Source organism: Iodobacter fluviatilis (assembly GCF_900451195.1).
GTDB classification, from domain to species: domain Bacteria; phylum Pseudomonadota; class Gammaproteobacteria; order Burkholderiales; family Chitinibacteraceae; genus Iodobacter; species Iodobacter fluviatilis.
Genome location: NZ_UGHR01000003.1, coordinates 171,677 through 185,095 on the forward strand (window position 1 = coordinate 171,677; position 13,419 = coordinate 185,095).

7 protein-coding genes and 2 tRNA genes are annotated in these 13,419 nt (G+C 48.5%); 4 read left to right on the forward strand and 5 right to left on the reverse strand.

Annotated elements, in window-relative coordinates; translation table 11 throughout:
- The first annotated feature begins 24 nt into the window (after nt 1-24).
- The 4 genes from DYD62_RS16110 (at nt 25) to DYD62_RS16125 (ending at nt 2,793) form a co-directional block, all read left to right on the forward strand.
- A tRNA-Lys gene (locus DYD62_RS16110) sits at nt 25-100 on the forward strand.
- Nucleotides 101-427: 327 nt separating this feature from the next.
- Nucleotides 428-1,957, forward strand: coding sequence for a sensor histidine kinase (locus DYD62_RS16115; RefSeq protein ID WP_115228454.1), 1,530 nt, complete (start codon nt 428-430; stop codon nt 1,955-1,957).
- A gap of 80 nt (nt 1,958-2,037) precedes the next feature.
- Nucleotides 2,038-2,113 (forward strand) — tRNA-Lys (locus tag DYD62_RS16120).
- A 212-nt stretch (nt 2,114-2,325) separates the two neighbouring features.
- Complete coding sequence (locus tag DYD62_RS16125; RefSeq protein ID WP_172476520.1) at nt 2,326-2,793, forward strand: DUF3617 domain-containing protein; 468 nt, start codon at nt 2,326-2,328, stop codon at nt 2,791-2,793.
- Nucleotides 2,794-2,839: 46 nt separating this feature from the next.
- On the opposite strand, the gene DYD62_RS16130 is transcribed toward DYD62_RS16125, so the two are convergent.
- The 5 genes from DYD62_RS16130 to DYD62_RS16150 form a co-directional block, all read right to left on the reverse strand.
- Complete coding sequence (locus DYD62_RS16130) at nt 2,840-3,631, reverse strand: transporter substrate-binding domain-containing protein (RefSeq protein WP_115228456.1); 792 nt, start codon at nt 3,629-3,631, stop codon at nt 2,840-2,842.
- 243 nt (nt 3,632-3,874) lie between these two features.
- Nucleotides 3,875-4,666 carry a transporter substrate-binding domain-containing protein gene (locus tag DYD62_RS16135; RefSeq protein WP_165928701.1) on the reverse strand — a complete coding sequence of 264 codons (792 nt, stop codon included), beginning with the start codon at nt 4,664-4,666 and terminating at the stop codon, nt 3,875-3,877.
- 338 nt (nt 4,667-5,004) lie between these two features.
- Nucleotides 5,005-10,398 carry an Hpt domain-containing protein gene (locus tag DYD62_RS16140; protein WP_115228458.1) on the reverse strand — a complete coding sequence of 1,798 codons (5,394 nt, stop codon included), beginning with the start codon at nt 10,396-10,398 and terminating at the stop codon, nt 5,005-5,007.
- 108 nt (nt 10,399-10,506) lie between these two features.
- Nucleotides 10,507-12,684, reverse strand: coding sequence for a methyl-accepting chemotaxis protein (locus DYD62_RS16145; protein WP_115228459.1), 2,178 nt, complete (start codon nt 12,682-12,684; stop codon nt 10,507-10,509).
- 191 nt (nt 12,685-12,875) lie between these two features.
- Complete coding sequence (locus tag DYD62_RS16150) at nt 12,876-13,391, reverse strand: chemotaxis protein CheW (protein ID WP_115228460.1); 516 nt, start codon at nt 13,389-13,391, stop codon at nt 12,876-12,878.
- Between the last annotated feature and the right edge of the window lie 28 nt (nt 13,392-13,419).

Consider the following 13,419-nt stretch of genomic DNA (forward strand, 5'->3'; position numbering starts at 1 on the left):
CTCTTCTCACTCAATGTGTGTTCAGGGCTGTTAGCTCAGCTGGTAGAGCAGCGGACTCTTAATCCGTAGGTCGACAGTTCGAATCTGTCACAGCCCACCATAATTAGATGTGATATCTAGCCCAATCCAAAAGATTGGGCTTTTTGTTGCCTGCTTCCTGCACATACTCCTGTACCTCCATCAATCAGCGCTTGAGCACTGACCCCCTCTGCCCCGGATTCTTGACACCACCGCTTACACCAGCCAAACAGCTTATATAGCACACGCCCCTGATCAAAAAGCATACCTTTATAATATGTCTGTCCATTTTGCAGCCGCCGTAACGGACTTATACATTTAAACAAAGACTTGGTTGCGCTAGGGGAGAAACATCCCTAGCCCGTCCTCAAAGGTTAATCGCTGATTTTATTCCGGAACAATAACGCCTATGTATTCGATTCGGATTCGACTCATTGTGTTATTTATCGTGATGACCACATCCATCCTGGCTGCATTTGGCATTTATGCTCAGGGTTTGCTCTCCCGTGAGCTGGAGTTGCGTTTTGAGCAATTGCAAAAAGAAACAGTAACCCGGCTCACCATTAGCTTGCCCCGGCCGCTATGGGATCTAAGCCCTGCATCCGCGCAAAGAATACTGAGCGCTGAAATACTCCCCGAAGAAGTGCGTGGTATTTTAGTCGTGGATTCTGATGGTGAGCGATTTGCTTCTGTACAAAAAAACTCAAACAAGCAAATTACAAACCAATGGACAGTCATTCAGGGAATTCATGTCACCCTGCCACTTTACCGTGATACAGACGCCTCAAATAGCACGAGCAAAAGCACACGCTTGGGAGAAGTAAGGGTTTATTTTTCTAGGGAGTACATTGACGCGGCCCTGAGCGCCAATATCTGGCGAAGAACACTGGAAATCTTAGTCATAGACTCTATCCTGCTGCTTGCCTTTACTTTTAGCTTAAGAATGGTGTTTACCCCTCTGGCTCAGTTGCGCGATGCCCTCTTCGCTTTATCACGCCATGATAGCGATGAAGCAGAAGAGCTGGCTGAGACACAACTCAGCGAATTTAGTGAAGTCATTCAAGGCTTCAACCAGACTCAGCGCAAACTCAAGCGCATTATGGGCCGCCGCCGTCAAGCAGAAGAAGCCAACAAACAAGCCTATACCGATTTGCAAGCGGCTCAGGCATCTTTGCTTCAATCAGAAAAAATGGCTTGTCTGGGCAGCTTAGTCGCCGGGGTAGCCCATGAAATCAATACACCTGTTGGAATTGTACTGACCAGCGCCTCTGTACTCAGCGATGCAACGTCGCAACTCAAAAATGCGATGAGTGATGGTGCAATTCGAAAATCTTCGGTCATGCTTTATATCGAAACAGCAGAACAAACATCCCAACTGATTATGAGCAACGCGGAACGGGCTGCCACACTAATCCAAAGCTTTAAACAGGTGGCAGTCGATCAGACCAGCGAGCTGCGGCGGGAATATAAATTAAAAGAGTATATCGATGAAGTCATTTCAAGCCTGCACCCTGCCCTCAAACAAAATGATGCACAGGTCACGGTAAACTGCCCGGCTGAGATTGTTTTAGAGGGCTATCCAGGGGCGATGGCACAGGTCATTACCAACCTCACAATGAATGCGCTAGCCCATGCCTTTACCCCGGAAAAACAGGGGCAAATTGTAATCAGCGCTGAGCAAAACGGGGAACTTGTGAATATGAGTTTCAAAGACAATGGCAAAGGAATTTCGCAAGAGCATATCAGTAAAATATTTGATCCATTTTTTACAACTAAACGTGGCCAAGGCGGTACCGGGCTGGGGTTGAATATTGTATTCAATATCATCAATAAGCAATTTGGCGGCTCAATTACGGTGCAAAGCCCTCCAAGCGAAGGCACTCGTTTTATACTGCAGTTTCCATCAGTCAGCCCACAAACAACGCCCGACCAGCCTTAAAAAATAGATCAGCAAAATTATTTTTTATAAACAGTTTGACAATTGAAATTTATACGCTATAATCCGCATCTCTTTAGAGCGGGTCGTTAGCTCAGTTGGTAGAGCAGCGGACTTTTAATCCGTTTGTCGCAGGTTCGAATCCCGCACGACCCACCAAGTATATTAAGCATTTAGCCCAATCTTCGGATTGGGCTTTTTGTTTTTCAGCCGCCAGAACCGCTTTCAGCCTGATTTATGGGTTGCCTTATTTATTCTGCACAAATCTACTCCGGTTCACATCACACACAACCATAACCCATTCGCCTATTTTTAATGGTGAGCGGCCTTTGCACGTCTATAACGATTTATCCCATATGCGGAGCATCGTTATGCGCTTCTTTTACGCCCTTCTCTTTATAAACTCTGCAACCTTTGCTGCCGGGCCCGTGCCCCAGCTAGGACAATGGGAAATCACCAGTGAAATGCTACCTGAACAAAAAGCAATGATGAGCCAGATGAAGCCGGAAATGCTGAAACAAATGCAGCAGCCCAATATGCGCTTTGATCCTAAAGCTGGAAACATAATCATGTCGTCCTGCTTATCCAAAGACAAAGAAGCCAGCTGGCAGCTGATGGTGCACAAGCAGCAGAAAAATTGCGACATGCCCAAAATCAGCAATAGCGGCAATACGGTCATCATGGATATGCAATGCCATCAGCCACAGCCTTCAGCCATGCACAGCGTCATTCAATTCAGCCCGGCCAGAGACAGCTATCAGTTCGAACATCAGATCAAAGCTCAGGATAAAACAATGACAGTAAAAGGCAGCGCTAGGCGGCTAGGGGATTGCAAATAAGACGTGCAAAAGAAACGTGGGCAGAGCTGCCCACGTTAAGGAGTATTTAGCCTTGAATACGGAAGGTCCGCAGGAATGGGGTATTGGTTTGTGGCCCGAACCAGCGATTAAAAATCAACTCTGCTTCGCCGCTTTTTTCGGTTTCTAATAATGTTTCATTAACCAGATTAAGCAGGCGTTTCTCATTCAGTTTCACCGCTACAGAAAGAATCTCTGTGGCATTTGAAAAACTCGACAATTCATAATGTGATTTCGCAGTCATAGAGTTCAAAGCACCCGCCAAAGTGGGTTCGTCATCCATCACCACGTCTACAGCGCCCTGCTCTAATGATTTAACGGCATCAGAAACATCCGCATAAGCCACAACATTGGCTTTGGGATAGAGCTTTCTGGACAAATCTTCGCCTGTAGTCCCCTTGGAAACAGCAATTCGCGCCCTAGACAAAGATTCTGAAGTGGGATATCTGCCCTTTTTACTCAAGGCTTTTTGCGAGGCAACAAAATAACCAATACTGCAGGCCACTTCACGCTCACGCTCAGGCGTTTTGGTAAATGCGGCAACAATCACATCTACTTTGCCGGATTTTACACTGGGTATCCGCTCAGCTGGATCTACATCCTGCACCAGCAGTTTAACACCTAGCTTTTTTGCAATAGCCGCTGCAAAATCCACGTCATAACCTGAAACAGTTTGATTTTTATTTCTTTGCCCGAATGGCGGAACATCTGCAGACACGCCCGCAATCAACGTACCACGCGCTTTAATTTTATCCAGTAGATCAGCATGCGCCAACACACTGATCATGCTCAGTAAACCCGCCAAAAGTAATCGTTGCATACAAAGCTCCAGGCAATAAACAGCACATCATTGCCGTATCAGATTAGAGATAACTAATCTTAAAGCCCTTTCACAACGACAGTCATACTGTGGTAATCACCAACTGTGGAACACCCTTAACTGTGCTTACATTCAAAAGCAGCACAATAAGCAGTTTCACTTACTTTTGACGGGCATTTGTTACAAAATTACAACAATAATATTACAAGTAAAACTTACAAAAGAATGCGTGGTGTTGTTAAATTAACCACGAATTTTAAAAGTACGTGGAAATGGTGTTGCCGTTTGCGGGCCAAACCACTGATTAAAGATTCGCTCTGCCTCACCGGTGTTTTCCATTTCGATCAGCGTTTCATTAATCAGATTCATCAAACGCTTTTCACCTAATTTAGCGGCGATGGCATAAATCTCGGTGGCGTTTGCATAGCTGGACAATTCAAACTGAGTCTTATTGGACATCTTGCTTAAAGAGCGTGCCAGTGAAGGCTCGTCATCCACCACGGCATCAATTTTTCCATCTTCTAAAAAACGCACCGCTTCAGGAATATCATCAAAAGCAATAACCGTTGCCTTTGGATACTGCTTGCGTACCAAATCTGAGCCTGTTGTTCCACGAGCTACGCCAATATTGGCTTTTGCTAGGGATTCTGGTGAAGGAAACTTACCCTTCTTTGATAAAACTTTTTGTGCAGCAACAAAATAGCCATTACTGCAGTTAACTTCGCGCTCACGCTCGGCTGTTTTGGTAAACGTAGCAACCAAGATATCAATCTTGCCCGTCTTGACCGCAGAAATACGCTCATTTGGATCTAAATCCTGCACTACAAGCTTTACACCTAATTTCTTAGCAATCGCACCCGCAAAATCCACATCGTAGCCAGAAACAGTCTGGTTTTTATTTCTTTGGCCAAATGGCGGTATATCGGCACGAACACCGGCCACCATAGATCCACGGGCTTTAATCGTATCTAACAAGTCAGCGTGAGACGCTAGGCTGCTTAATGCAAACAACGAAGCAAGCAAAAATTTATTCATTTTTATAAACCCTAAAGTTGTCACTGTCATTTACAAGCCGGTCAGGTTTGTACCGATACATAAGCTTTTACTAATCTTATGCGTTTAAGATAATTTAACAATAGGGGATAAATCGCAGGTGCAGCTACCTGAAAACAGTGCTAACGCTTTTTTTTGCAGCAGATGAGCAAAGACAGGCCGGCTTTTATGGATAAAAACGCCTTCGATCAGGCCACTGCTAAAAACTGCTTACTCAAAATAAAACAGCCCCGCTGCGTTTACTTAAAAACGAGCGGGGCCATTAACCCAACCAAATAACATTTAACAGCTTAGCTTCTCAAAGCAGCAGTCACGCCAACTTAAGACTTAATAAAGCTCCTGATCTGGCCTAACAACTCCTCTTCCTGATAAGGCTTTCCAAGGAAGGCATTCACGCCCAGCTCAAATGCGTAGTTCTTATGTTTATCAGCAGTTCGCGAAGTAATCATGATGATAGGAATCTGCCGCGTGCTTTCATTGGCCCGTACATTCCGGGTGAGCTCAAACCCATCCATGCGCGGCATTTCAATATCAACCAGCATTACATCAGGAATGACATCAGAAAGCTGTTGCAAAGCATCCACACCATCTTTAGCGGTGAGGACCTGGAAGCCTTCACGCGCCAATAAACGGCCCGTGATTTTGCGCACCGTCAGTGAATCATCCACCACCATCACCAGAGGTGTCGTTTTCAGCTCTTCAGGAACCAGTTGTACCGCCGCACTGCGTGTTTCACCGCGAGCCAGAAGGGTGAGAGGGTTCATAATCATCACCACATCACCATTCCCCAGCACGGTAGCACCGGTTACACCCGGAATACGGGCCAGCTGTGGTCCAATGGTTTTCACCACGACTTCCTGATTGCGCACCAGCTCATCCACATGCAGCGCCATACGCCCGGTACCACTGCGCAGCAACATAATGGTGTTGTAGCGCTTTTGCTCAGGCACCGAAACTGCATCGCCTAAAAGCCTTGGCAGGTATGCAAAAGGATAGCGGTGATCCATCCATTCCTGGAAACGGTTCTCGTAAATTCGCTCTAAAACACTGAGCTTAATTTCCTGAACCTGCTCGATCATTCCGGAGGGAATAGCAAATTGCTCTCCACCCGCTTTAACCAGTACAACCTGGGTCACGGCAAGGGTCAGAGGCAGATAAATGGTAAAGGTTGTACCCACACCAGCCTGGCTTGATACATCAATCCGCCCACCCAAATCACCCAGCTTATTCTTCACCACATCCATGCCGATGCCACGGCCGGAAAGTGCAGTCAGCGAGCTGGCAGTACTGATGCCCGGCTCGAAAATCAGCCCGGTCACCATCTGATCACTGGCCTGCGGGCCAATTAAACCTTTTTCTACCCCTTTGGCCCGTAAGGACTCCAGATCAAGCCCTTTACCATCATCTTTTAGCACCAGAACCAGCTCATTGCCTTCCTGGCGAACTTCAACCTGTACTTCACCAAACTCTGACTTGCCCAGTGCAATTCGCTGCTCGGTGCTTTCCAGACCATGGTCGATCGCATTGCGCAACATATGCTCAAACGGCGACATCATCTGATCCAGTACGCCACGGTCTACTTCCACACGACCACCGCGCAGCTCCAGATTGACCTTTTTACCGACTTCCTTACCTGTCTGACGGGTAAGGCGGTAAAGCCGGTCTGACAAGCTGCTGAACGGCACCATGCGCACACGCATCAGGCTTTGTTGCAACTCTTTGGTCATCCGCGCCTGCTGCATTAATGCACCAGTTGAATCATCATGGTTTTTCAGCAAGTTTTGCTGAATCGTTGCAACGTCGTTAACGCTCTCGGCAATAAAACGGGTCACTTCCTGCAAACGTGTAAACCGATCGAACTCAAGCGGATCAAAGTTGGCCTCATGACCATCCTGAATCTTCGCCTGCATTTGTGATTCAGCCTGAATTTCGAGCTCTCTGAGCTGGCTGCGCAAACGATTCACGTTTTCTGTTAAATCAAGCAGAGAGGTTTTCATGGTGATCATTTCGGCTTCAATACGCGATCTGGCGATCGATACCTCACCGGCCTGATTAACCAGCTGATCCATCAGCTCGGATTTAACCCGAATCGTGGTCCCGCTTTCCACTTCAACAGCCACTGGAACAACGGCCTGCACAACCGGAGCAGGCTGCTTCACACCTTTTAATTCATCGGCCAGAGATTGAATCAAGTCAAAATCGGCATCCAGCGCATCAAGAAGCGCAGCAGAATAGTGATTTCCTGCCGCCAGTAAACGGCTTTCCATCTGGTGAGCAACCTCACCCATACGCATGGCACCCGCCATCCGCGCACTGCCCTTGAAGGTGTGTAACAGCCGCTTCAGGGCGCCTGATTCTTTCTGCACTTCATCCGGCTGACGTAAACCACGCAGGGAGCTGCTGATTTGTTGCATCAGCTCATCCGCTTCTTCGATGAACACAGGCAATAGCTGCTCATCAATATCGTCGGCCTGCAGGCTGTCCAGCTCGGACTTACGCTGCACATCGTGCTTATCCATAAGCTGTTCAAACGGAGTCAGCGACTCCATATCCAGCAAGCTGACCCCTTCTGCATCATCGTCCTGCTGATCCAGCAAGCTGCTCAGCGGAGACAGCGGCTCAGCTGCAGGTTCTGGCATAGCAAGGACAGAAGGCTCAGGCAGTTCGAGCGCTTCTGGCTGATAAGGCAGCACATCACTGAGGCCGGTATCCGCATCCTCATGCAGCGCTTCTGCAATATCTGCCTCATGCTGATCATCGGATAAATGATCAAACGAGCTAAGCGCTTCAATGGATTCTTCGTCTTTAAAGATATCTGCAGCAGGCTCTACTGCAAATTCCTCAGTCAGTGCTTCGCTTGAAAGTTCATCATGGGACTCATGCAGGGCAAGCGGCTCATCAAGCTCAGACAACACTTCAGCAACAGCGGTTTTCGGCTCGTCATGCAGAACATCAGGCTCCGCAATATCCAGATCAAGCGTCGTTTCAAGCCCTGCCAAGTCTGCTGGCTCATCCAAGCTTAACTCAAGCTCGTGCTCTGCCTGCACAACCGGCGGCTCGATAAGCTCAAGCTCAACAAGCTGGGCTTCGGGTGTTTCATCCAGAGAAATTTCGTAGGTTTCGGCTTGCAGATTTTGTAAAGCAAGGATTTCTGCCTCTGCAAAGCCCGGCGCTTCAAGTGCAAAGATCGATTCCAGCATGCTGGCAATACGAGTAACCGCCTGATCAAGAGCAGGCTCCTGCCCGATCACCACTTCACCCAGCTGCTGCACGGCATGTTCAATGCTGTAGGCTAATTCGCCTAAGCTGCGGAAACCTGCTGTTGACGCAATACCGCCCAGAGTATGCGCAGCCAGTAAATAACTGGAAGGATGGCTGCTCTTGCCACCTTGCAGGGTAAGCAGATATTGAGCTGCTTCCTTGCAGAACAATGAAAATAAGGATGCCGATACGGTGACCGTACCGATCGTTACTTCATCACTTGCACTAGGCTCACCTTCCAGCGATACGCTGATGTTTTCGTCGGGTACGCTGGCTGCGGCATCCAGCTGTGCTCTCAGCCGCTCTGCTGAAGCAATTAAATCGCTGCCTTCTACCTGAGCAACACCCTCGCTGCTGAGCTGCTGCACCCAGCCAGAGAAAGCAGTATGGGCCTGAGCAAGCAGTTGCAATAACTCCAGTGAAGCCGTTTTTTCAATTTGCATTAACTTGCTTAAAAGCTGCTCCATCGCCCATGCAACTTGGGCAAGATGGTTGAGTCCCACCATGCGCCCACTGCCTTTAAGGGTATGGAAGCTACGTCTTAATACGGTTAATGCGTCTCTGTCGTGCGGAGTTTGCTGGCAAACCAATACCTGCTCAGCAATGCTGGCCAGTACTTCTGTTGCTTCTTCCAGGAATACCTCGAGCAACTCAGCATCAACGGCTTCATCCGTTACAGGCAGAGGCCGGGATGGGTCAGCCATGACCTGCTGTACAGGCTCAGCATGGACAACAGCATCAAGCTGCGGCTCCACCTCGAGTATTTCTAACTCGTTTTCCTGTTCATCAGCCTGCTTTGCACCGGTCAGCTTATCGATCATGCTCAGCAAAGAGGCGGGCTCATCCCTGTTTTGTGCAATGCTATCGATATAAAAACCAAGGCAAGATAAGCCTTCAGCCAGTAACTCAAGCTCTTCCTGAGCGGGTAACAACAGCTCGCTTTGAGTGAATTGCTCAATTCTCTGCTGACAAGCTTGTAACAGAGCCACGGCTTGCTGTTTCTCAAGCATCAGCAGCGCACCCATAATCTGGCGCAAACTCGGATCAATCTTGCCTAATTCGCTGCCGTTATCAGGCTGACGGAACCACGCATCAAGGATATCTTCAACAGTTTGTAAATTACTGCGCATTTCATGCGCCAGCTGAGCTTGCAACAAACGCTCTTGTGCCTGCCGGGTAATTTCATCCAGGTGAGGGACTTCATTTTTCAGGGAGGGGTTCAGCAGCCGCTGACACATGGCCTCAACCTGAACAGGAAAATCTTCTGCAATCAGGGGATAAATGGTGAGGCAGTTATCGATCAAAAGCAGTGCGGTCGCAACTTCCAGCGCATTTGCATCGCTGGGGGCCTGCTGATTTAAGCGTTGTACCGATGCAGAAATCGCTGGCCATAACTGATCCAGCCCCGGAATCGCCAAGGGCTCGGCACGCTGGGCGAGCGGCTCAAAACCTGCAATAAATGCACTTAAGCGCTCAAACTGGCCGGAGCAAACACGGCCCCAGCTTTCTTTACATGTATCCAGCTCGTCACGCAGAGTGCGAGCAAGTGAATGGCGAAACTCAGATGCAGGCGAAAGCAAATCGCTGTCTGCGCCTGGCAGAAGGCTTTCTAAAGCAAAAGACTTACGCAGCGCTAATGCCAGCGAGCTGCTGGTTTCCAGCATCAACAATGCGTACAGAATATCGCGGTATAAGCGCTCAGCAACCTTGCCGGAGCCATCGCTCAAACGGCGCAATTGCATATTTAAACGCAGTACCAGTTGTTTCAGATCGACATCTGGCTCAGTCTGCCCTTGCTGATGGCTCAAGCCGTCCAGTAAACCGGCAGCTGCCCACCAGAAGTGGCGGGAAATCGCCAAAGACTGAGTGGCCGCAATCTCGGCCAGATTTTTAGCCATCACACCAGCCGCCGCTTTGTCATGCGCGATCCAGCTCAGCAGTACGGCTTCAAAACGCAGACGACGCGCACGCACAAATGGCCCGATTTCATGAGCAGCCAATGTACGGGCAGGTAAACCTTTAGGCAGGGATAATTCGGCAAGCTGAGGGAAAAACAACTCCGAGCCGCTGTCTGAGGCCTGGCGCAAAGCCGCCATTTTTTTGAAGCTGGCCAGCAATCGAAGCGGCTGATTGGGCGCGCCTACAGCAATTTGCTCAAGATAGCGGCGGGCCTCAACAATGGCCCGCTGAATAATAGCCAGCGTATCGGCGCTGATCTCATCTGCAGCCAGCGTTTGTTCAATTTCTTCACAGAAACGAGCAAGGCCGGTGAGCTCAACCATTTGCACAGCGCCATAGGCCTGATGCAAAAAGGTTCGGGCATGTTTCAGCAATGCGCTGTCTTTGGTCTCGCCAAACTGAGCCAAAGCTTGCGACGCTTTTTGTAAAGTTTGCTCGATTTCGCTCTTAACCCAGACCAGAGAGCCCAGATCGAATTCGGTATGCGCGCTCATTTAAAGCCTATTTTCAAGTAACACTTCAACGTAATTCAAAGGTATGCAGGAATGATCAGGGCTTTCCCCTGCACCATCCCGCAATACCATGACCTAAAACCATTCCGATTAAAGCTTAAAGCCTGAAGCGGAGTCTTTCAGCTCTTGCGCCAGAGAGGTCAGCTGCCCCACCGCGATCGCAGATTGTTTTGTACCTGCAGTCGTTTGCTCAGTAATGGCCAAAATATCACGCATGGATAAGTTAACCTTACTTGCCAGCTGGGTCTGATCTTCCGTTTCATGCGCAATCGATTCAATCAAACGCGCCAGATCACGGGAAACCTGACCAATCTCGGTCAGAGCCTGACCCGCCGCATCAGATAGCTTCGCCCCTTCAACCACACCCTGAGTGGAAACCTCCATCGCCGCTACCGCATCATGGGTATCGGTCTGAATCGTTTTCACAATCGCACTAATCTGCTTGGTCGCCTCGCCTGAACGTTCCGCCAGACGCTGCACTTCTTCAGCAACAATCGAGAACCCACGGCCCGCATCACCCGCAGCAGCAGCCTGAATCGCCGCATTCAAAGCCAAGACGTTGGTCTGTTCGGTAATGTCTGAAATCAATTCAACGATTTCACTAATTTCTTGTGAGCTTTCACCCAGACGTTTAATCCGTTTCGCTGTTTCCTGAATCTGCTCGCGAATATCGCCCATACCCTTAATCTGATTCTGTACCGCCTCAGCGCCCTTTTCAGCAGCCATCAGGGATGACTGCGCCACGTTCGCTGATTCGGCGGCATTGCTCGATACACCACGAATCGATGTCACCATCTGCTCAACCGTTTGGTTGGTGCCTTCAATCTCAACAGACTGACGCTCCGCAGCGGCCAGCAATTCATCAGAAATACCCTGAGCTTCCTGCGTGGCCGAAGTAACCTGCCCTGTTGCACGGTTAATCTTGGTAATCAGGGAACGCAACTCTTCAATCGTGTAGTTAATCGAGTCCGCAATCGCCCCGGTCAGATCCTCTGTAACCGATGCACGAACGGTCAGATCCCCGTCCGCTAAGTCAGCCATTTCATTCAGCAGGCGCAAAATCGCCTCCTGGTTCTTTTTATTCTCGGCTTCCAGTACCAAACGACGGCGTACCGATTCCTGGTTAAACACTGAAACCAATTGGTACAGAGCAAACAATGCAACAACAACGAAAATAAACTCTAAGAAACCAGTAACAAAGCTGCCTGTTTTGTTTTCATAGGCATCAGCAAGATCGCCGGTGTCTTTTAGTAGTTTTTCTGAATCAGTAACAATGCTTTGGCTGGCCAGTCGCGAACTAACCAAGGGCTGCATGTTTTTAGAGAAGGAGGTAATAACCACTTCAAAATCGCGGAAGCGTTTATCAATTTCTTTTAATTTTTCAATCAGAGCCGGATTGCTGACCGCGCGAATTTGTAAATCCGGGTTTTGGCCATCCAAAAACGCAGTAATGATTTCATCAAATAAAACAGAGTCTTTACCCAATAAAGAAACCACTTCAGGGTTGATCAGATCATCACCAAAAACCGTATTAGAGTTTTTGGCCATACGCTGAGACAGCATGGATAAGTGCTGAGCGTATTCCAGATCGCGTGCTGAGCCGCCATTTGCACCCAGCATTTTGGCAAATTCCTGAGTGTTTTCCAGCAAAATCGCATCATTTCGGTTAATCGTTAAAACAGACTGACCAATTGTAACCAGCGCTTTTTCCTGCTTGAGAATCGTATCAACAGTAGGGCGCGCCGCATTGCTGCTAAAAGACTTTTTCCAGATGGCATTAACCGAATTAATCAGCTGAGTCGGGTTATGCGCCAATAAGCTGGCCAACAATCCACCACCCGACAACTGCTTTAAGTTATCGTCAAAGCGGATGTATGCATCTTTTAAAATGGGGAATGCTTCTGCCTTACCCTGTACGGCCTGAGTGGATGCCCGGGCAATACGCTGCGAAAGCATCTGCATTTCAGTAGAAACCGCACGACGCTCCGCGTTATAAGACGAAGCTTGGAAAGCCAAAAACGCCGTGATAATAAACAATCCGGCAGACAGCAACATCACCGCCAGTAAAATAGCCATTTGCTGACGAATAGGCAGCAGGCCAATCAGTGGCAGTGGTTTTTTTAACTGTGATTCATCGGCTTCTGGCAGGCTCAGCTTGCCCATAATCCATGTTGTTTTAATCGGCTCATAAGTCGTATTCGCCGAAACAGGGGCTGCCTGTTTTCTTCCGGAAAAAAGGCGCTTAACGCCATCCAGATTCAGTGCCATTGTGTATTACTCCCGATCCTGTATCTATTTTTTATGGCTGCTGCTCATCAGCAGACCATTAAAACAACTACACCCTCACCACAACGCCCGGGCAAACCAACAAAAGACTCAATCAAACCGCTTAAAATGAGATTTCTGCCTGATCCTGCCAAACGCTTTTATGCGGGGATGCTACGTTTTTCAACGGCCAGCTATATTTGACCTGTTTGTAAAAAAGCAGGCTGTGCAACTAAAGCCTGAATATCTAAACATCGCCACGAAACACCTGCCGCATCGCGATAAGCATCCCCTGTCCAAGCAGATGAACGCGTGAGCAAATAATCAGGCGTTAAATCGGCCAAATGCTTTAAACCAAGCATACGATCAACTAAAACAGCGCAATGCAATATATGCCGGGAATGTATTAACAATAATCGTGCAGCAGGCGTGGACGATAAACTACCCGCCCCCATAAATGCCGCCAAATCACTGACACTCACCAGATTTCCACGCAAATTGGCGACACCCTTGAACCAAGGCTGCACCAGAGGAACAGTCGCAATTGCAGGTAAAGGCATTACTTCAGCGACATCGGATAAATCGACCAGCCAATTTTCACCACCGATCCTTACGCCCAAACGAGCATCCACTTGAGCTGTAGAGGTAACGCTTTTTAATCGCGCCATTACCCCTTCTTGATAGTCACGCAGGCTAATCCGTTTGGCCATGGTTTTTCCGCTGAAAGAAGCTTCAATT

What these genes read in the sequence shown, in the direction of transcription:
- DYD62_RS16140 (WP_115228458.1), bottom strand. Translation starts at nt 10,398, where the DNA reads ATGAGCGCGCATACCGAATTCGATCTGGGCTCTCTGGTCTGGGTTAAG.
- DYD62_RS16150 (WP_115228460.1), bottom strand. Translation starts at nt 13,391, where the DNA reads ATGGCCAAACGGATTAGCCTGCGTGACTATCAAGAAGGGGTAATGGCG.
- DYD62_RS16145 (WP_115228459.1), bottom strand. Translation starts at nt 12,684, where the DNA reads ATGGCACTGAATCTGGATGGCGTTAAGCGCCTTTTTTCCGGAAGAAAA.
- DYD62_RS16135 (WP_165928701.1), bottom strand. Translation starts at nt 4,666, where the DNA reads ATGAATAAATTTTTGCTTGCTTCGTTGTTTGCATTAAGCAGCCTAGCG.
- DYD62_RS16125 (WP_172476520.1), top strand. Translation starts at nt 2,326, where the DNA reads ATGCGCTTCTTTTACGCCCTTCTCTTTATAAACTCTGCAACCTTTGCT.
- DYD62_RS16115 (WP_115228454.1), top strand. Translation starts at nt 428, where the DNA reads ATGTATTCGATTCGGATTCGACTCATTGTGTTATTTATCGTGATGACC.
- DYD62_RS16130 (WP_115228456.1), bottom strand. Translation starts at nt 3,631, where the DNA reads ATGCAACGATTACTTTTGGCGGGTTTACTGAGCATGATCAGTGTGTTG.